The following is a 22,071-nucleotide window of genomic DNA, read 5'->3' on the forward strand; positions in this document are numbered from 1 at the left end:
ACCGGTTCATGGGTGAAAATGCGCTCGAGGGCGGGAAAGTCGTCAAGATCAGCACCGACCTGCTCCACGACTTCGCATCGATGAACCTTCAGTCGTTCATCGACGAGCTGAAGCAGAACCCGGCCATCGACGACCTGAACCTGTTCGCCTCCGGCGCCACCGGCGGGGTCTCCCCGAACGGCTCGTACGCCCAGGTGCTCCCGGCCAACACCGAGAAGGGGCAACTGGTCAGCGCCAAGAAGCTGCAGGGAGACTTCCAGACGCTGGCCACGCTGGTGGACGACGCGGTGCAGAACCTGTACCAGGCCGCGGTCCAGATGCAGAGCGACCTGAAACTGGTCTCGATGGTGCTGACCGACGCCTCCGACGAGGCGGACCTGACGGCCGCGGAGATGCAGGAAGATCTGGCCAACGTGGACGTCGACGGAGCCGGAGGAGGATCTGCGGGTGGCGCCGGGGCCGTCGGCACCGGACCGGTCGGCGGCCCGGAAGCTACCGGTGGGGGGAAGGCCGACGGCGGGAAGCCGGCCCCCACCGGTCCTTGACCACGGACTGATCCGACGAACCCGGCGATGCTGAGCAGTGAGGAAAGATCTTGCCTCTGGACGACTACACCGAGATCCTGCAGACCTTCGCGGGCTCAGCCCAGGAGGTGACGACTCCGACCGCAGTCATCCAGGGAGGCAAGGACGGGACCCCGTGGATAGCTGAGGGTGGGTGGCACACCCAGTCGGCCAACGGCGAAGTCGCTCCTGCACAGCCGAAGTGGTTCCGCGTTATCCGCCTGCAGTGGGCCTACTCCTACCGCACCCCGAGCCGTTCAGGCCGTTTCACCGCCGAGACCGGACAGTCGGCCGAGAACAAGACCGACAACTACACCTACTTCATCGGTTTCGATCCGAACAAGGCCTACTTCGAGGCATCCGAGTCGCCTTACCAGAAGTTCCTCGCCGCCCCCGGCGAGATCCTGCTGCCCATCTACGCTCAGGGCGGCAATGACCAGACCAGTCCCCGAAGTCTGATCGAAGCCGGTACCACGGTGATGGCAGTGGGACGGCTCCTGCAGGCCTGGGGGCACACGTTCAAGCAGTGGGCAGACGCGATCGACGTCCCGGACAGCAACTGGTCCGGTAGCGCCGCCGGGGTGTTCCGGCGCACTCTGAGCACCTTCTCGGGCCGTATGCAGATGATCAATCAGCAGATCGAGTCGTCGAAGAGCTCAATGGCTCTGCAGACGGCCGGATTCCAGTTGATGAGTACGGCCGGACGACTGTTCGAGACCTTCGCGGACTGGGCGGTGCAGTACCAGAACTCCCCGCAGGCGGCCCTGGCTGCGGTCTGGCAGGACGACATCGAGAAGGTGATCCTGGGTGAGAACGGCTGGACGGCACCGACCAAGGACGAGTCGGAAGACGGCCAGGTGCCCAAGATCGACGTGCCCGGTTACGGTGACCCCACGCAGCAGGCTTTCTGGGACAAGCTCATGGCCACCGCTCATGAGCGGTGGAAGACCTACATCGAGGTTCTGAACGAGGACCTCACCCGCCTGCTTCCGGCTCTGGACACGGCGTACCAGGAGGCATACGAGGACTTTCCCACGTTCTTTCCCTCGGTTCCGGGGGCTCCGAGGAGTGGTGCGGGTGCGGGTGCCGGGGGCGGTTCCGGGGGTGGGGAGACCAACTGGGACGAGAACGGCAACAATGTTCCCGACTACCTTGAGCACATCGACACCGATGGCGACGGCACGCCTGACCACGAGGACAAGACGCCGCAGGGTTCGCCGGCCGACTTTGACAAGAACGACAACGACGTTCCCGACTACCAGGAGCACATCGACACCGACGGTGACGGTACCCCTGACTACAAGGACAAGACGCCGCAAGGCTCACCGCCGGACTTCGACAAGAACAACAACGATGTCGACGACCGCCAGGAGCACATCGACACCGATGGTGACGGCACTCCTGATTACAAGGACAAGACCCCGCAGGGCGAGCCGCCGGACTATGACAAGTTGTTCGAGGGTCGGTCGGGTCCGGGCGAAGGCAACGCCGAGGACTCCAACAACAACACCATTCCCGACAGACTTGAGAAGAAGGACACCGACGGCGACGGATTCCCGGATCTGTGGGACTCCACGCCCAAGGGGGAGCCGGACGTCAAGACAACCGCAGGGGGAGCGAACGGCCCGGGCGGGAGTTCGCCCGATCTCTACCAGGCCGGCATTCTCCAGCCGGGCCCGGTGCTCGGCGGCGGTGGTGGCGGGCTCCAAGTAGTTCCCAAGGGCGCGAAGATCAGCTCGGACGGGACGGTGGTGGGTCCGGACGGTCAGCCGGTGCGTGACGCCCTGGGCGAGAAGATCACGGTCCCTCCGGGCTCCAGGGTGAATGCCGACGGGACGATCACCACGCCGGACGGCAGCCTGGCCACCTCGACGGACTCCTCCGGTTCGTCGCTGCCCCTTGCGCCGGTGCGCAGCTTCGTCACCTCGACCGGAGCCTCTGGTTCGGGCCAGGGGGGTACGGGATCGAGGAATCTGCCCGACCTGGACGACATCACGGTGCCGAGCGACCGGGTGACCGGTGGCGAAACTGTGCTGGGGCCGGACGGCGACCTGGTACGTGACGCCGGCGGCCAGCCGATCGTCGTGCCCGATGGGTCAGTGATCACGCCGGAGGGCACGATCACCGGACCGGACGGCCGGCCCATCATCGACTCCAGCGGTGCGCCGGTCTCGGTCCCTGCCGGTTCCTCCCTCACCGGCGTGGGGGCCAGCGGCTCCTCAGGTTCCGGAGCGTTCGCCCCACCCAACCTGGGCAACCTGCCCTCCTTCACTTCCACAGCCCCACCGCGCACCGAGACTGGCGGTTCCGGCCCCGACCTTCCAGTGGCGGATTTCGTCCCTCCCCGTGGCGGTCAGGCGTCCTACAATCTGCCCACTGGAATGCAGAGCAACTCCTCTGGGCTGGTGCCGCCGCGCTATCAGTCATTTCCGCTGAGTCCACTCCAGCCGCAGGGCGGCACGCCGGCGCTGGAGGCACTCACCCCTTCTCAGTCCACGCCTTTGAGCAGCGGCACACCGGTTCAGTCCAGTCTTTCCGGCCAGGGCACCCGAGTCGCGAGTCCGGCCAGCCAGATGGTGACCTCGTCCAAGGGCATCCTGCCGGAGATCTCCCCGGCGGCCGAGGCCCGCCCGACGCTGAACGCCGCCGAGCAGCAGATGATGAACCGGGTTGCCACCAGCAGCAACGGCTCGTCCGGACAGGGCCAGATGATGCCGCCGATGATGGGCGGGGGCGGTGGTGGTGGGGCCGGCGGCGGACCGCAGGGGCAGAACGGCTCGCGCAAGACGTGGGTGACCGAGGACGAGGACGTCTGGGGTACCGAGACCGCAACCAACTCAGGAGTGCTGGGCCGATGAACTCACCCTTCCAGGACCGGGTCGACGAGATCATGTCCCAGTTGCGGCAGCAGCACGCCGAACTGGCCCAGGTGATGGAGACCTTCGAGAGCAGCACCGTCTCGGCGCTGTCGAAGGACCGCATGGTCGAAGTCACCCTGCTGCCCAGCGGGCAGGTCAAGGCCGTCAAGTTCCACCGTGACGACTACATCCGCATGGCTCCCGCCCAGCTCTCCGCGATCCTGGTCGAGACACTGGACGCGGCCTTCGCCAAGGCCACCGAGCAGGCCCGGGAGATGTTCGGTGAGCAGGCGGCCTTCCCCACCGAGTTCCGGGAGTCGCTGCTCGGCGGCGCCGGGCTCCCCGATCTGACCGAAGAGGTCGACAGCATCTTCCAAATGCTCCGAACCAGGCCGAAACCGCCGGAGAGCAACCCCAGGGAGAACTACTGATGAGCCAGGGAACACCGCACTACGTCCAGATTCCCGGCAACCTACGAGACCGGTTCTCCCACGTCGACGAGATCGGCGAAGCAGTCCTGGCGCTGGCCGCGAAGATCGAGCAGATCAACACACTGAACAAGACTGCGGCCGGCACTGACGACGGGATCGCCAAGGCGTACCACGGCCAGATCGACCGGCCGACAGAATATCTGGCCACCATGGTTCAGGAGATCGGGCGCATCTTCGGGGTCAAGGCCGAAGCCGGCAGTGCCGCGGCGTCGGTGCTCGAGCGGGCCGAGGACGATGCCCAGGACGCCGCGAACGCCGATTGGACCGCCGAACACTGAGGGCTGGTGACCGGTAGCACAGACAACACGACGATGATCAGGTAGCGACATGTCGGTCGAGTATCCCCCCGCGCTGAGAGACTTCCTGGCAGGCCTGGGAATGCGCCCCCCGCAGGCTGATTCGGACATGCTCCGGGAAGCCGGTCAGCTCTACCTCGAGGCCGCCGAGGAGGTCGAGCAACTGCGTTCGCTGGTGCTGCGGACCATCGCCGAGGTGAGCGCGAACTGGTCCGGCGAATCCGCGGAGGCTTTTCTCGACCAGCTCAAGCCTTTCGTAACGGTTGATCCGCTGAACCCCTCCGGCCCGGGCGACTATCTGAGCGTGGCGGCGGAGACCATGCGACTGCTGGCCGGCTTCGCCCGCGACCTGGGGGCGAAGGTCGACTATCTGAACCTGAGCATCATCAGCAACCTGGCCGTGGCGCTGGCCGAGATTCTCTTCTGGATGGCGCTGGCCTACTGGTTCCCGGGGGCCATGCAGCGCATCTTCCTGGTGCGCTGGCTGACCCGGCTGGGGATCAACCGTCAGATCGCCGTACTGATCAGCACTATCGTCACGATGGTGGCCGTCGAGACGATGATCGCACTGATGGTGGACGTGGTCATTCAGCTCAAGCTGAAGGACGACGGCATCATCGACGGCTGGCTGGAGGACGAGACGGTCGGAGCGCTGACCTTCGGTGCTCTGGCCGGCCTGGTCGGCGGCATCGTGTTCGGCCTCGGCGGCGCACTGATCCACATCCTGGGCAAGGCCTTCGGTGACGACTTCGTCGGCAAACTGGTCAAGGACCTGCGCAGCCTCTTCGACGACGCCCCCCTGCCCAAGGGCGCGAACAACAAACAGATTGCGGACGACCTGGCGAACGTCTTCGGTAACGGTTCCCACGGTCTGATCGCCGGTTTCGGTCGGAAACCCCCGGTCAAGGGCGGCCCCGACACCAAGAGCCTGGGCGGCGGCGGGGGCCGGGTGCCCGGTGGGGCCGGACGACCGGGGGACACGACCCTCTTCCCGAATCTGCTGCAGAAGAACAGCAGTCTGATCGGGCCCAGTCAGAGCCGTAGCCTCCTGGACAACTACCAGCGGATCTTCGGTGGCGACAACCCGCCGGTGAGCTTTCGGGGTGCGGGCGGGGGAGTGGGTGCTGCAGCACGTCAGCTCGACGAGAACACCCTGAACTTCGTCGAGTCGATGGCTCACACCTTCCAGCGTTTCGCCGGACACGAACTGGGCGAGAAACTGGCCCGCGATCTGGGCCGCGACTACGCCGATGTCTTCGTCCGTAACTGGTCGCGCAACGGCATCCTCCCGTTGAAGAACGAGCTTCGTCTGCTGCTGAAGGATTTCGAGGGACCGCTCGGAGCCGGCACGGTGCGGATGCTCTCGGACGACGTGGTCGACCTGGTGCTCACCAACCTGCGGCGCAACTTCTCCGGAACGCTCGGGTACAAGCTGGGCACACTGGCCGGTACCGGTCTGCTGGAGGGGGTGACCGGAACCCTGTCCACGGGTTTCTACAACCTTCTGATCGGCCCCAACAAGAGATTCGAGACCGAGGCCGGGGCCTTCGCCGGTGGTGTGGTGCTGGGTATTGCCGCACATGCTGGGCACATCTGGGGCGTTGAGCCGATCCAGTTGCGCAATCTGCCGTCCCTGAAGGAACTACAGGCCGATCTGATCTCTGGGGCGGACGGCGGTCTACGTGCAGAAGGGGACGAGCGCAAGGAGCAGCCCCAGATCGAGCCTGCAGACCAGGACCCGGACACCGAAGGAGGCGCCGGCCCTGACGGTGGCGGCTCGCGTGGCGGAAATGAGCCGAGGCCGCCCGCACCTGACGACCGGCAGCCGGCGGCCCCGGACATCGCGGTGCGGACCATCGGTGGCGAGAACACGCCTCGGCCGTACGCTGACGCGTTCTCCGACAACGAGACGATGCCGCTGCTGGGCCGCGACACCAGCGACGCGGACCGTCTCGTGTCCTTCGACGTCGACACGGGTTCCCTCGACGCTCCCCGACCGTCGGCACTACCCGGTCCGATCGATCTGAGCAGGCTCGACGGACCCGGAACCTATCCGTCCACCTCGGGCCTGAACGACGAGATGGACGATCTCGCTCTCCGGACCGGTGGCAGGGACGAGCCTGGAATCGACGATGAGCCGGGGGCGGACCGGGACGGACCGAACCCGGACGACCACCCGGAGGAGGAAGGTTACGAGCGCCTGCCGGACGAGGGGGAGGTCACCCAGGAGCCCCCCGATCCGCCAGCAGTCATCCTCCCGGTACCGGAGCCGGCGCCGACTGGGCACCCCGGTCCGCTGCACGAGCGGCGCCAGCACCTGATCAGTCTGGTCACCGACTCCTACCGTGAGCGGCTGGCCTTGGAGGAGCGCTTCGAGCTTGCCGCCCGAGGGCCTCGAGACCAGTTCCGGCAGCTGTTCGACCAGCACACCGCGGCGCCCCCGGCCGGACCGGCGCAAAGCCCGCAACCCAGGGACACGACATACGAGCGGCTGTGGGCGGAGGTGCAGTCCGATCTGCGCAATCAGTTCTTCGCCCGCCCGGAGGACTTCCAGGGTGAGAACAGCGCCGCGCGCTGGGCAGCGCACGTGGACTCCATTCTTTCCCAGGTGCCTGGCAAGATCGATGCTGCGGTCCGGGTGGAGGCCGAGACAGTCGGGACCAGCGCGCCGTCCGACCTGTTCTCCGGCCGACCGGCCACCGAGTCCGGTAGCTCTACACATCCGTCGGACGATCTGGTGCTCAACGACGACCGGTACGCACTCGGCCTGCCACCGTCGTCCATCGACGGCCCTGATCCGTCGGGCCAGCCCTTGCTGGAGCGCACCCTGGAGATTCTGCGCGGGGACGCGTCCCCGGTGCCGGACATCCTTGGCCGTCATCCTGAGGTTCTGACCCAGATTCTCCGCGAGTTCGACACCGCGCTACAGCCCGCACCGGGCCTCGAGCACTCCTCCGGCCAGGTCTTCCTGGACGCAGCCGGCGACCCGGAAGCCTGGGCCCGAATGGACGAGACGGACCGGATAGGGCTGCTCGCCGACGAGATGGCGCTGCGGGCCCTCTCCCTGGACGTGGTGGACTCCGCCTACGCGCGGTGGCAGAAAGAAGCCGGAGAGCCGGCCACACTGCCGCCTGAGGCCGTGAACCTCCTCGGGGCCGAGGTAACCGAACGGCTGCGTGAGCTGAGGGACAGCATCTGGGACGGTGACGTCCGCGACGAAGCCGGATACGGGCGGTTCGAGGACAATATCTTCCACCTCTTCCGCGAGGGCCGCACCCTGTCTGAGTCCCACGGGGCGGCCGAGCGGGTACAGCGCTTCAACGACCAGGCCGACTCGGTGATCGCGAAGGTCCCGGCCTGGGTCCGTGAGCAGCACCAGATCCGTGCCTCGATCCGCGATGCCGCCCGTAGCTGGGACGAGTTGGTGGGAACGGACGAGTTCGACCGCAACTACGTGATCGCGGACGACGTGATGGGTGATCTGTTCGAGGGGTTCCGCCGCGATCTCGCGTTCATCGACCACTACCTGCTGACCGACGGCGAGCAGGACCTACGGGCCCTGCTGGAGAACGACCGGCTGGTGATCAGCACCACGGGTGGCGACGACGGCGGGGTGCCCCAGGTGACGGCGCTGTCCGGCCTGGACCTGCTGGAGAAGTACCGGCCCGGGCCCACGGACGAGGAGCCGAGCGGCGCGGAGCAGACCCGCGCTCGCCTGCTGCAGGTTTTCCAGGCCATCCAGTCGGCCGAGCAGGACGCTGCGGGGGCAGCGAACCCGCCCACGTCCACCACGCAGAGCCCGATGCTGCAGGACGAGTTCCTCGCCGATCCGCAGACCCGGATCCGCACGGATCAGGCGCATCTGCGCGCTCAGTGGCAGGCTCTCGGCCGTTCCGAGGAGGTGATCGACCGGGCTCTGGCCGATTTCGGTGCCGAGGCGCAGCGGCGGGCCACCAGGATCCGGAGTTCGGTCGAGCAGGGCCGTATTCCACCGGGTGAGGCGGCGGGCAGACTGGCCGCGGCCCATGAAGCCCTGGTCTCGGTGGATGCCCGGGCCTATCTGGAGTTTTATCATGCCGTCGAGGGGTTCGTGCAACGAGCCGTGATCCAGGTCCGGCCGCAGATCATCACGCAGTGGCAGCACACCCAGGCCGGGGCCGGGCTCGAGGAAGCACAGCGGGTGGTGGGTGAGGCCGTCCAGGACGCCTGGAGCCGGACCGCCTCGCTGCACGACCTGCCGGCCCGGGTGAAGAAGTTCCAGGAATCTCTGCGCACCCCTCAGTTCGACCGGCTGGCCGACCAGATCAGGGCCCACCTGCTGGCCAGCACCCAGACCCTGCCGGCCTCCGAGGTGGTCAGCCTGTACGACAACGGGCTCGTCTCCTACCACCGGGCCGTGCTGGCCGCCCAGCAGACGATGGTCCAGGGCGTTCGCGTGGCCCCGGCTGCCGACGGGATCACCGTCCGGGTAAGCGGTCAGCCCAGGACGCCGGACACAGCCGACACTTTCGAGATCACCGGAGAGCCCGGTCCCCGGAACGTGCACGTCGAGGGACCGGTCGACGGCCGGGAGCCCAGCGCGGCCGAGGTTGCGCAGATCATCGCCGACCTGCCCGAGGACCTGCGCCCAACTCCCGCGCAGGTCCTGCTTTCCGAAGGTCTGACCTGGACCGTGAGCGATCTGAGCGAACTGCTCGGGCTTCGCTCGCAGGATGTTGCTGACCTACCTGTCAGCCTCGGCCGGACGGCGCCTCCCATCGTCACCGAGTCCTCCGACCTGCCGGTGTTCTCGGCCCCGGAAGATGACGAACCGGAGCCGGAACCGGTTGCTTCGGGCACTTCGCCCTCGCCCGGTGGGGACACCGACGTCGTCTGGGTACAGGAGGAAGGGGACGGCGCCGTCTTCCTGAGCCTGCCCGGCCAGGAACCGCTCGTACGGCCGGGTGATGTACCGCTCGAGGTAGGCCGCACGACGTTGGTGGTAGACGCCAACGGTGCTAACCCTCAGGTACAGCAGAAGATTCGTGAACTGGTCGCCGCCCGCCGTACCGAGAACCCGGCCTGGCGGCTCTACACACCGGACCTGCCCGGTAGTTTCGTCCGGGAACTGGTCTCCGAGAACGATATCGACCTGGTCCACGCACCGGCTGGTGCGGATCCCCGCACCGGGCAGGCTCTGGTTCCGGGCGACGCGGCTGCTCCGGGTTGGGTCCGGACCCGCCCGGCCCCGGTGGACGACGGTTCACGGGCCTGGCTGATCGATGATCTGGGCCCGCAGTTCTCGGCCCCGCCGCACACCGGGGCAGGCACGGTCACGACCGGGCCCGTCAACTGGACGGTCCAGGAACTGGACGTCGGAGGAGACTCCGGTTGGGCCCTTTTCCGGAACGACCGGGTGGCCGTGGTGGCTCCCCGGCATCTCGCCCCTGTGAGGGGACCGGAGGCGGACTCGATGCGGCTCGTGGTGTCGGTGGAGGGTGACAGCGGCCATCCGGCTACGCGGGCCGCCCTCGATGCCGCTCTCACCGCACTGGCACCGGCGCCGGGAGAGTCGGTCCGACTGGTCGGGGACATGTCCCCGGATTTCGTGCACGACCTGTACCTCAGTCACGGCGTGGAACTGGTCTACACCACGGGACCGCAACCACAGCGCCACCCGGAGCGGTCCGCCTCCGGGCCCACCGACGTCCGCAATTGGTGGTTCCGGCACGGTCCTCGAACCTCGGGCCGGGACCTTCCCTTCGAGGACGTCTACGGCCTGCCGGCCTGGGCGGAGGATCTGCTTCCGGAAGCTGCCTCCAGCAATTTCCAGGTGACTGTGAACCCGGCCTCGCCCCAGGCCCGTTCGACCGTGCGGGTCCTGCGGATGCCGGCCGGGATCATGCTTTCGGAAGGTGCGCCCCTGCAGGACCGATCGGCCCGGATCGCCGTGGACGCGGAACGTCCGACCGTGTCCACCGCGCAGATCGCCGACGACCGGATCGCCGACGAAGGACTCCAGGCCTGGCGCGACCTGCTTCCCGGGGTCACCTCGGTGCGTCTGCACGACGACCGCCGGTCGCTCTACGTCGACCCACCCGCGCCGTTCGCACCGCACAACCGGATGGGACGCGGCCCGGTGGCCTGGGACCCGGATTGGGATCTCCTGATCCAGCGACCGCACAACCGCCCGGTCATGGTCAGCGGCGAGAGCCCGCTGCGGACCGATCACGGCCGTGGAGCGATACCGCCCGAGCAGGACTTCAGGAGTGCGCTGGAAGCCGGGGCCACGGATGTTCCGGCAGAGATGAGCATCCCGCTGCAGCGGCTACTCACGTATGTGAGCTACGAGCAGGGAGTATTTGTACCTGGTCTGCAGGAGCAGGACACCACCTCGCTCGCGCAGCGCGTTCGGGAGGCCCTGGAGCGCAGGGCACGCCTCGGTGATCCGGATCCTTTGGGCGGCACACTGACCCGGATGCAGGAGGACGTCCAGGCCCGGGCTGACGCCGAGAAGGCAGCGGCCGACGCAGCCCGGGCCGCTGCTGCCGACCGTGCGGCCAAGGGCCTTTCGCTGGAACGGGGCAAGGGACCGACCCGTCCTTGGCAGCCGGGGCCTGGCCGTGGTCTGAGGCCCGACCCCCAGGCGGTCCGCCGGTACCTCGACGCCACGGACGCGCTCGAGCCGTTTCAGCGCCATACCCTGATCGAGCTGGCCCGCGTCATGGACCCGGGGCTGCGCACTCCCGGCCGGACCCAATGGCTACAGGGCCTGACGCCCGGCGCGCTGCGCTCACAGGTGCGGACCCAGCTGGGGGAACTGCAGCAGCTGACGACCTCGGACGTGCTCGAGGGCCTGCTTGTGCGGCTGGCCAACGACCGGAACCTGGTCACCGGCAACAGCGTCCGGTCCCGCTTCGCGATCGAGGAGGTGAACCCCCGGCCCGATGTGAGCATCTTCGTCATGCAGCCGGTCATCCTCCTCTCGCCCGAGCCCGGGGTTTCGCAGGAGGACCTACAAGCGGTCGCGGAGCGGTTGCGCGAGGGGCTGACCGCCGCCTGGGCTCGCAGCCCGGGGGTGAAGGCGGGAGGCCGGACGGTCTTCTTCCGGGCGGATCCGCAAGTACAGATCCAGGCCGACCCGTTGCTGCCCGCGGACCGGGTGATGAGGGTGCATCCGGGGAGGGGACGCGAGACGGTGGCGGACGTCTTTGTGGAGTCCTCGGCCTTTGCCCTGGCCCATGAGGCGAGTCACGCCCTGGGTCTGCGGGATCGCTACCGGATCGGTGTCCGCGAAGCCATGGTCGACCCCCTGAGGCAGCAGGGGAGTACCGCCCTGGACCTGGGCCGCACCCTGATGAGGAACGGGAACCGGGCCGACTCGATCGACCCCACGGTCCGGGACGTCCTGGAGCTGTACGAACGAGTCCGCGCGGGCGACCGGGAACTGGCGATGCCGGGGCAGCGGGACCTGCTGGCCACCATCGATCTGGACGGGGCACGCAGCCGGATCCTGGAGGCAGTCCGCAACGGGATGCTGCAGACCGGGCAGGGGGCTACGTTGCCCCCGACGCAGCCGGATGAGGCCGGGACCGCCGGCTTCCCGGCCGGGCACCCCATGGTCACCCAACTGGATGCGCCGGCTCTGCGCCGGCGGGCCGCTGCCGAGCAGCCGACGGTCCTGGACGTGCGCCTGGACCGTCCCGGGGGCAGTGACGCGGACGCTGTTCTGGTCCGGGTCGGCTTCCAGCCGGTCGTGGGCCGGCTCTCGCTCGAAGACGGGGTCAATGTGACCATCGGGCGACCAGGCCATCTGGATCCCTCGACGTTGGAACAGAACGCGCTCTGGCGGGGTGCTGTCCAGTTGCCGCCGACGTTCTCGAGCTTCATGGACGACAGTTCGTCCAGTGAGTCCGAGAGCAGCTCCGACCGGGACTCGGACGAGGACGAGGCAGCGGGGTCGCCCACCGCTCTGGCCCCGTTCCGTCCTCTGGAGCCGGACACCGAGGATGCGGCCGACGTAGCTGGGCCGGCGCAACCGGAGGGAACCCAGCGAGCGGTCCCATCGGCCCGGGAGTCATCCACCCGCAGGCTTCCCTCTCTGCCGGCTGTCAGTCGCCTACAGGCGGCCTCGGTCCGTAGCCGGGCTGCCTCGAGCCAGGCTCGCAGTGACGCTGGGAGGCGGTACAACCTCGACCATGAGGGCGTGACGCTGGTTGCGGGTGAGAAGTGGGAGGGCAAGGGCAAGCTGGCCGAGGGCGAGACCGACCGAATGCGGGCCCTCACCACCTACAACATGCTCCAGCAGTTCGAGAGCGTGGAGGAGTTCCGGGCGTACGCCGAGGGGCGGACGACGCACATCGGCAACCTTCCGGCCCGTCCTGGGCAGGACGACGTCTCCCGGGTCTGGGTGCGTTTCGAGCCGAAGCCGGTCCAGAAGCTCATCGGTGAGCGACACACCGACGTCACCTTGATGGACATCCTCGAGGCGACCGGTTCCCGGTCCTTCGTCTACGAGCTCTTCCCCAAGGACGACCTGACCTCGTACCCGGCCACCCTGGCGGCCTTCCGGCAGATGAACCAGCACCGGTGGGAGCCGGTCCTGGGACGACTGAACGACCAGGAGATCCGAAGCCACGGCGGAGAGTCGGTGTACCCCAAGCTCGGGGTCGCCATGACCGAGGTGCTGAAGATGGTGCGGGACGGCAACCTCGCTCCCACCCCGGGCGGCACCCACGCCGACAGCATCTGGCAGAACTACCTCAAGATGGCCTGGGCCTATGCCGGGGAGGTGAGGACCACCGCCCGGGACGCCCTCCTTCGGGGCGGGCGGGCCGACATCCGCACCACCAAGCTGGCACTGCGCAAGGTGCACAAGGACACCCTGGCCGAACTGGGCCCGTTCATGAACAGCCTGCAACCTCAAGGTCACCTGCGCCACAGCCTTCAGGCGCACCTGCACAAAATCGGCGGAGAACGGTTCCTCGCGCGGTTCCTGCCCGCCCTAGAGGACTTCGCCCGGGTCTTCAACGAAGCGATGCGGGCTCGCCTGGTCAAGGATCCGGACCTGAGTGCGGCAGAGGTCGAGCGGCTGGCCGCGCTCGACGACGAGTCGCTGTTCGCCCAGTGGCGTACCAGCTCCCTCTGGGCCACCACCAAGAAGGCCCTGGCCAACGACAACCCCGAGGACAAGGAGTTCAAGGAGTACATCGGCATGGGTGGCGACCACGTCACCGACCTGCAGGCAATGGGCATCGCCGACGACGAACGGGTCAGCGTGCACCGCTTCGACGGCGAACGGATCACTGCCCTCCAGCAGTGGACCGAACTGCTGACCCGTAAGCTGCAGACCGGCGTGCGCGAGGCAGCAGCAGCCAGTGAAGTCGGCACGGGGTTCGAGGCTCACGGCTATATCTCGTCCGGCGACGAGGCCGAGGCGGGCGAGCCTGAAGCCGGCGATTCCCACGGCCGAGGAGGCCTTCCCGGTGGGGCGACCGTGCCACAAGCTGTCGAGTTGGTGAACGGTTCCGGCCTCGTCGCGTCGGACCAGACGCAGACCTGGGCCTACCTCGAGGACGTGTTCGAGGCCTTCAAGCGGGGGATGTCGGGAATCGGGACGTCCGTGCAGATCGATGCCTCGGCCCTGGACGGTCTGGGGACGAGGGGCGAATCACTTTCCTGGGACGCGCGTGAGTGGCTGAACCACAACGCAGACCAGCTCTCTGACGTCATGTACCGGCAGTTCCAGGCCGACCGACCCGATGTCGCGGCCCTGCTGCCGGAACAGACAGAAGTGCCTCGAGGCGGCTACCCCGCCCCTACGGGACTGGACACTCAGGTAAAGGCATGGTTGCGCGAAACACTGACCCTGGTAACGGTTCCGAACAAGAACGAACTGACACCGTCACCGGCACAGATGGTTCCGACTCCCCGTCCCTCCTTGACCTGGTCGCAGCGCCTTGAGTCCGAGTTCGACCTTCTGCCGGCTAACACGGAGCTGGCCCGGGCTGTGCGTGCTGCTCAGCTCACGGCGGCGGACCACGGGGTGGAGCAGATCCGGCCCGCCAAGAGGCTGGCGCCTGATCAGCAGATCTCCGTGGCCATCGGAGCCGGCCTGGACGCGGCGATCCCGGTGCAGCCGTCGGCCGTGCGGGCTCTGCCCCAGATGCTCGCGCAGTGGGGCGCCGGCTCGGTGGCCTGGATCGTTCAGCACCACGAGGGCTCGGTGCGGGTGACAACCCTGTGGGGCCGCGACCATGCTCCCACTGCGCACTGGGACCCCGAGCGCCCGGCCGGTCAGCGGCTGGTCGAGTTCGACGGGAAGTCGTTCGCGCAGGGCCCGGCCCAGGTCATTGCCGTCCGACCCGACGGCTCGGTGGTCACACCCGCTGAACTGAGCGCAACCGTTCTGGAGGACAATTCGCCGGTCCGCCAGGAACTGGATCGCATCTTCAGTGAGGTTGTGACCGGACGCCAGGCGCACAGCCTGCTGCTCATGCTGAAGAACACCTCGCCGGGGGGCTTTCTACCCGAGCGCGGATGGGGGCCGGACTGGCTGGCCTCGCTGCAGGGTCATGTCGCGCAGCGGCTGGAGGCACTGGGTGAGCAGGCCTCACGAGTGCTCGCGTCGTGGCTGGACTCCGAACCCGGAGGCGGCCAGGAAGCGCTGCTCACCGAGAGCGATCTCGTGCAGGCCCGGCTACTGCCCGGTGCAGCGATCGGGCCGGGGACCCGTCGCAACGCATCGGACTCGGTCTCGCCCTCGCGGTTCAGCGACCTCTTCCGAACCCGGTACGCCGACCGAGCCGCAATGAACGAGTTGTCGCAGACCGCACTCACTTCGGGTTTGCAGCCCATCGAGGTGCTCAACCGGACGGGCCAGGTGGAGGCGTTCGAGCAGGCCCGCAGCCACTGGTTGCGTGAGCGCGGAGAACTGGCCAAGGCGATCCTGGCCGATCTCACGCCGTCGGAGCGGGCCGCAGCCCTCAACAACGTCGAGCGCTGGGTGTTGACCGCCAGTGGTCGCAACCCTCTCTCCGTGGAGCGGGGGCCCGAGCTCAGTCTGCTGAAGAACTATGTCGTGCCATTGGTTGCCGTTCTGGTGCGTGATGCGGCGCTCATCGCCGGAGTGTCGCCGAAGGCCCTTTCCGAACAGGTCACTGGGCCACCTGTGGCGGAGGTGCAGCAGGTGACGGCGGCCCTCCTGAAGTCGCTCGGACTGCTGGCCGATCGAGGGCCCGGCGGTGGTCATACCGGCGGGGAAGTGGAAGGACCGGTAATCGTCGGCGCCCCCGGAAAGCCGGACGCTGAAGAGACGCAGGATCCGCAGTACCCGATCCACTACGGGCTGATCGCCGATCTGCCCACCCTTCGCATGCAGGTGAAGGCCGACCACGGTTTGTTCGTGGAGGGGACGGACGGCCGCACGTACACCGATCCTCTGATTGCCGAGGTAAGGACCGGGACGGGGCCGAGGCGGGAGTACTGGGCCACCATCATCGAGACGACCTACGGACCGGCTGTCGGGGTTACTCAGGAAGCTGACCTGGGCCCGGATGTCCAGGAGTTCCACGACAATTCGAAGGCGCTGCAGTCCTGGCTCGGCTACGCCGCACAGCGGAACCTGACAGTCGAAGCTGCCTTGCACCCGGCTTCCCACGGCCATTCCGGCACCGTCGCCGAGTGGGGTGCTGCAGAAGGCCGGGCGTCCCAGCCGTGGCGACTCGCAGTGGAGCGCGTGGGCAGGGCTCTGCTGCTCGGCGAGGCGGTGGTCCCGCCTGACTGGGGCGCGCGGCCGCTGAGTGTCCCGGCGAACCTCGACGAAGCCAGCTACTCCACGCAGATCACTCAGGAAACGGTCGGGGCGGGAGTTCCGGTCCTGTTGCGTGAGTTGGCCTCCCGGGCGGGTGGGCACTGGGCGGCCGCCCGCGGACGACAGAAGGTGGATGACGCCGATCGGTTCGCTGGGTCTGTGGTGCGGTCGTTCCTGGACGAGATCACCGGCGGGCGCGCCACCCGGCAGCAGATCCAGATCCTCATGGGCTTCGCCGAGTCGCAGGATCTGCTCGGTGTCGTCATGAACGGGTACCTGCAGGCGGAGGCCGCGAGCAGCTACGGGCGGCCCGGGTACCCGAAGCTGATCAAGAACGGCGTGACCGCCCTGAGCAGGGACCGGCTCGTGAAACAGGTGCAGGCGCTCGACGACCTGGCGAAGGCCTGGCTGGCGCGCAATGCCGATCGCTTGATCGAGAACCTGGGTGCCTTCGCCGCCCTGCAGGACCCCGACCTGCCGGCCGACTGGCTCGACTATCGCCACCGCGACCTGCGGTTCTCGGTGGGCCCGGGAAAGCCGTCGTTCAGCGCACGAGAGCACCTCAAGACGGCGTTCACCCTTGACGTCCATCACTCGATCGTGCGGGAGGCGCTCCACGGTGGGTCGAGCGATGCCCTGGCAACCCCGAACCGGGTCGGTGGCAAGCCGAAGTTCACGTTCGAGGCCAGGTACGGCACCAGACCGATCCCGGAACTGGACGGCCGGGAACACACTTATGTGCGGACCCTGCACGACACGGACGAAGTGCTTGTCTCCGTGCGTGAGGCGGGACAGCTGTCAAGGGACGCTGCTGACAATGCACAACGCCTGTCCGACCTTCACGGCGGCCTGGCCAGCGCGGTCCGGTTCCTGGACGAACTGTCTGACCAGGCGGACCGGCCGAACATCGCCCAGACCCGGCCTGCGGCTGGTTTGATCCCGCCCGGGCTGCACATCCTGCCGGCTCAGCCGGTGAACGGCCGTGACCTGCTTCGGCGACGGGCCGAGATCGAAGGCTGGACGATCATCGAGGTGCAGCCGGACCAGCACGGAGCTGACGGCGCGGACGCTTACTCCGACGCCCTGATCCAGGACCTGACCGCCCGGGTGAACATGCCTCGTCCACGAGCCCCTCGCACCCTGGTGGTGTCGGAGAACCTCATCGATCCCCGGCTGGAACAGCTCCGGTCGAGGTACGGGTTCGCGCTGATTCAGCCGGCTGGAGACGACTACGTCCTGGTGACCGGGCACGGCGCGTCCCACGACCTGGAGTGGGTCGACGATCAGATGCTCTCGGTGGCTCTGGACAAGATGCACATGGGGGGTGCGCGTGGTGGGGCTGCGGTACCGGCGGTCACCGAGGCGCTGCGCGAGTCCGGCCTTCCGGAGCCGGCGATGCTGCAGGCTCACGATCACCTCGAGCAGGTGTACGAAGCATTCACCCGGGCCGCGCTGCAGACGGGATCGTCCCGCGGGATCGATCCGTCTGCCTTGAGCAGCCTCAAGACGGCTGTAGCCGGTCTGGACCCGCAGATTCGCAACTGGCTCGAGCAGGTTGTTCCCGGGGACGAGACCGGTTCGGGCAAGCACGTGCGCGACGTGCTGGTGGAGCACATGGCCCGGCAGTTCGATGTCGATCACCGTGGCATCACCGACCTGGCCCGGATCGGTCGGCCTGAGTCGGCCGATCCGCACCGGCTGGTGCTGGAACTACCGGTGGCCGGCGAGCCGGACACCACGCTGGGGGATGCCTTGCGGGCCACCCTGGGGAAGACGCCGTCGGGAACGGTTGAGGCGCCCGTCTCCTTGCCGCCGCTGACGCTCACCTTCCCGGACGACCAGACCAGGTCCCTTGAGCTGGGATTCGCCGAGTCCGGTGAGCCCGTGCTGCGGGCCTCGGGCGAGAATGAATCGGCCACGCCCGTTGTCCAGGAAATGGAATCTGTGCAGATGCAGGTCGTGGCCGCTCCGCCAGTGTCCCAGAGCACCAGCGAGCAGACCGTTGTCCTGGAGGGCACCGGGCAGCGCGAACAGGAACTGGAGGGCCCGCTCGGCCCGCTGGCCTCGGCCACTGACCGCGAGCGAGCAGTACGCGTGGCCCGGAGCCTGCCCCGCACCATGGGCGAGACGCGGCCCTCCCTGGGGGCTGAAGCGTCACCGCAGGAAGAGGTGTCTTCCGCCCTTGGGCTGGAACACAACCGTTTTGCCCGGCTTTCGTCGTCAGCAGTGCTCGACCTGCACAGTCAGCTCAAGCGGTTGGGCAGCGGTGCCGTGGCCTGGATAGTTCAGCAGCGTTCCGGCGAGGCCCGGGTGACTACGGTGTGGGGCCGTAACGATGCTGCCCCGGTGTGGTGGGATCCCCAGGGACCGGCCGGACGACGGCTACGCGAACTCGACCCAGCCCTGGCGGAAGGCTCCGAGGTAGACGTCCTTTTGGTGCGTCCTGATGGTTCGGTGTTCGGGCCTTCCCAGCTGCGGCAGGTGCTGGACGAGGAGCGGACCCCGCTTCCTCAGGAGTTCGGCCCTGACCAGTCGCAACTGCTGGCGATGGAAGTCCGTACGGCGATGGCCCAGTTGTACCGAAAGGGCCTGCCGGCCGACTTCGCCTTGCCGGAGTCCAGCCAGACGGCCGAGATCTCGCGACGTCTGCTGGACAGCGGGGCGGCCGGGCGCACCATGCGGGATCTGGCCTGGAACGTGGTGCGTGAGTACCACCGGGACCATGGGCGCGAATGGCCGCGTCTGAGAGGCGGGGCGCCCACGACGGCCGAGCCGATGGACCTCGACGCACCCTCATCTGAGGGTTCCGCATCCGGAGCGGTCTCCACGTCCAGAGTCTGGGTCGGTGGGCGGCAGATGACGCCCACCCCGCAACTGAGGGAATCGGCACGAGAGCTCTTCGAGGGCAGCGCCATCTATGCCTTCGAGAATGTCGAGCAGTTGGTGCGCTTCGCCGAGGGGGGTACGGATCACATCGGGGTGCTCCATGCCGGCCCGAGTGCCGGAACGCAGGTGACCTTTCCTCCGACGGGCTCCATCGTCATCGGCGAGTTCCATGTCGGTACGAACTTCCGGCAGGTTCATGCAGGCGTCTCCGAACGCGGGGCGCAACCCAGCTTCATCGACGAGTTGTTCCCGGTGGACGACCTGACCGACAGCCCGCGTCTGAGAAGGATGGTCGAGGCCGGGCTGAAGCCGGTCATGGAGGAACTGAACCTGCCCAGGGACGCGGACGTGCGTCAGTTCGGTGCGGACTCGATCTTCCCTAAGCTCGGCTGGGCACTGACTCAGATTCTTTCGGGGCTCGGCAGCGGCCCACCGTTCGCGGCGCTGGAGAATGGAGCGTCCCCGGAGAGCCAGTACCTGGGCCGGATGTTGCCGCACGTTTTGATGATGGCCTGGGACTATGCGAACGACGTAGCCGATCGTGGCTCCGGTCCAGAAGCCCCGGGCCCGCACAGAGCCGAGCGAGCCGCTACTGAGTACGAACTGGTGCGCATGGTCATGGCCTACCGGGAGCAGATCGAGCCGTTCGTCGACCTGCTGCGGGGAGAAGCGTTTCCCTCAGACTCGGACGTCGGGTCGGACCTCGACTCCGAAGAAGATTCCGCAGCAGGCGGGGACGAGCCGGTCGGCCGCACCGACGACCGCATGCCGGAGCTCTCCTATTTTCTGACGACCTATCGCGAGAATTTCGTCGGTGAAGAGGACTTCGACGCCGTCTTCCTCCCCGCTCTGCGAACCTTCGTCGAATCCCTGCAGGCGGTCCTGCGCGGGAAGGTTTTCGATGACGCCTTCCTGACCCAGGAGCAGCAGGAGAATTACTACCGTTCGCCGGATCTGGGTGCCATGTTCTGGGCCTGGCGGGACCAGGCCATGAGCGAGATCGCCGCCGACGCCGTCCGTCGCGGGGTTCGCTACATCGGCGTCGGAGTCCAGCACATGGTCACGTTCCGGCAGCGGTACGGCGATCAGCTGCCCAGCGCCCACTTCGTCGACCTGGCCGGGCCCGATCGCAGCCGTTTCGAGACCGATTCGTGGCATCGCTGGGCGGCCACCGAGAACGTGGTGCCATTGCCGGGGGCGTGGGGGATCGCCGATGTGGCGGGAGCGTTACGGGTGATGCCTGCCTTCGGTGCCGTGCCGGCCACCGTCAAGCAGAGCGTCACTCCGCACTGGTGGAACACGTGGTGGGAGAACGCACCTCGCGGGGAAGTGGATTTCCCCGGCTTCGGCAGCGGCCCGCAGGCACGAGACATGGCCTATCGCATGGCTATTCAAGTGGTCGCCCGGGCCACCGGCGACTCTCCACCGGCAATCGGCTCGGCCGGACGGCAGGCGGGTCACGACCGCCGTCTGGTCCGCTTGCGGGTCGAAGTAGTGCCGGTGGTGGCTGCGATCCTGGGTAACAGTGGGCCAGAGACGCTGGCGACCCCCGGGGACCGGTACGGGCGGGCTGTGGAACTGACCAGGTCTCTCGTTCGCAAGCTGGGGCTGCAGGCCCCGTTCTCTCCGGGGGCTTCCACGAGCGCGCCGCGGGAACCCGGTGCGCCGTCGGGCCCAGCCCCAGTTGTCGACGCAGACATGGGAAACAGTGATGATCTGGCACGGATCGCGCAGGCCGCACTGGCCGAACTGACGTCGACCACGCTTCGCGACGGGAGGTCCTGAGCGTCCACTTGCGGTTCGGCTGGTCTGGACAGCCGGTCGTCGATCTCGTCCTGCCCAACGACGTACACCGGCGGGTGGTGGAGTCCGGGCCGAACCCGTGATGGACGTCTCCAGGGCACGGGGCCCGGCCGGTGAACCCCGTCGAGCCAAATTTCCGTGTCATCGGTAGCCGGCGGTTCGGGTGATCTGCCCGGTGGGATGTGGGCATGGTGGAGGTGGCGGGTGCTCGGCGCTGGACCGGAATGGCTGACGAGGGAGGGCGACCGCACAGGGCTGTGGGAATGGCATGCCCTGCTGCTGCGGCTGGCCGGATCGCTGCCCGACGACCTGATCTGCGAAGCCCGCGCCTGGCTGGCCGATGGTGGGCTGGTGGACGTGGCGCAGGCCATCGGTTTCGCCGCCGTCACCGGCCGGGTACCGGTCCTGGCCCAGGACGCTGAGCTGATGGCGGCGCAGCTGCTCGCGGCCGGCCAGGATACCGAGCTGATCGACTCGCTGGAGCGACTCGAGGAACCGGCCGACCGTCACCGGTCCTGGATCTTCAGTTCCACCGACCCCCGCGATCCCCGGGGCGTTCAGGGGCCCATCGACCTGACCCTTGCCCGGGAGCAGCAGGCTCACGACGAACTGGACCGTGCGATAGCCGCCGCTGCCCAGGCCGAGAGAGGTCTGGTCGCGGTGTGGCGGGCCTGGCGGGCCCCGGCCGACGGCTCGCCCTGGCCCGCGCCCCGGTTGGTCTTCGTGGTCCAGACGGGCCCTCAGAGCGCACCTCGGGACCTGCCTGCCGTCACGGCCCGACTGCAGGCCGCCCTGTCTGCGGCCGGCGAACCGGACCCGCAGGTCGAGGTGTGTGGCCAGGCCACGCCGGTGCCGGCCTATCAGAGCAACGCCTGCGCAAGGGGAGCGCTGATCTGGACGTCCGAGCCCACCGCCCCGGTACGGATGGCCCGGGTCTTCGACTCGGTGGACGCCGAGCGCGGCCCGCTCTTCGACGACGGGCACCCGCGGATCGACGACCTGGACGAAGTGATCCTGCTGCTGCGGTACCTGGGCAGCGGCCTGCCCGTGCTGACCACGGCGGTGACCATGGCGGACGTCATGGACCCGCGGCGCCCTGAGGTCGTGCCGCTGACCTTCCGTACTGACGGCCGGTGGGTCTGGACGGACGCGATCACCTACTACCTCGAACGGTACGGCCTGGCTCCCGAACCGGAACTGCTTTACCACCTGCAGTTGGCGAAGAACTCTGAGCCGGACGTCTCCGACGTGGCTCTGCACCGGGTGCTGAGCATGCTCCAGCGCCCGGCCGAGGGCAAGGCGGTGTGGACGGTTCCTTCGACCGGTGCTCCACGGCCTTGACGCGGCCGAAAAGCCCGGAAGGGGAGGAACATCACTCGGTGA

6 protein-coding genes are annotated in these 22,071 nt (G+C 67.9%); all 6 read left to right on the forward strand.

What is annotated here, in order from left to right:
- Positions 1–8 precede the first annotated feature (8 nt).
- The 6 genes from LWF15_RS20780 (at position 9) to LWF15_RS20805 (ending at position 22,029) form a co-directional block, all read left to right on the forward strand.
- Positions 9–545: a hypothetical protein gene (locus tag LWF15_RS20780; RefSeq protein WP_232812540.1), complete on the forward strand. Its 537-nt coding sequence runs from the start codon at positions 9–11 to the stop codon at positions 543–545.
- A 50-nt stretch (positions 546–595) separates the two neighbouring features.
- The gene (locus LWF15_RS20785; RefSeq protein WP_232812541.1) at positions 596–3,421 is read left to right on the forward strand and encodes a hypothetical protein; all 2,826 of its coding nucleotides are present in this window, start codon (positions 596–598) and stop codon (positions 3,419–3,421) included.
- On the forward strand, positions 3,418–3,852 hold the full coding sequence (locus LWF15_RS20790; protein ID WP_232812542.1) for a YbaB/EbfC family nucleoid-associated protein: 435 nt from the start codon (positions 3,418–3,420) through the stop codon (positions 3,850–3,852). The genes LWF15_RS20785 and LWF15_RS20790 overlap by 4 nt, the downstream gene beginning before the upstream one ends.
- Entirely contained in the window at positions 3,852–4,190 is a 339-nt protein-coding gene (locus LWF15_RS20795; RefSeq protein ID WP_232812543.1) for a hypothetical protein, read from the forward strand. The genes LWF15_RS20790 and LWF15_RS20795 overlap by 1 nt, the downstream gene beginning before the upstream one ends.
- 100 nt (positions 4,191–4,290) lie before the next feature.
- Positions 4,291–20,670: a WXG100-like domain-containing protein gene (locus LWF15_RS20800; RefSeq protein WP_456298976.1), complete on the forward strand. Its 16,380-nt coding sequence runs from the start codon at positions 4,291–4,293 to the stop codon at positions 20,668–20,670.
- A gap of 222 nt (positions 20,671–20,892) precedes the next feature.
- Positions 20,893–22,029 (forward strand): hypothetical protein, encoded by a 1,137-nt coding sequence (locus LWF15_RS20805; protein WP_232812545.1) that lies wholly within the window; start codon positions 20,893–20,895, stop codon positions 22,027–22,029.
- The last annotated feature ends 42 nt before the right edge of the window (positions 22,030–22,071 follow it).

It is taken from the genome of Kineosporia rhizophila, assembly GCF_021277265.1.
Lineage (GTDB): Bacteria > Actinomycetota > Actinomycetes > Actinomycetales > Kineosporiaceae > Kineosporia > Kineosporia rhizophila.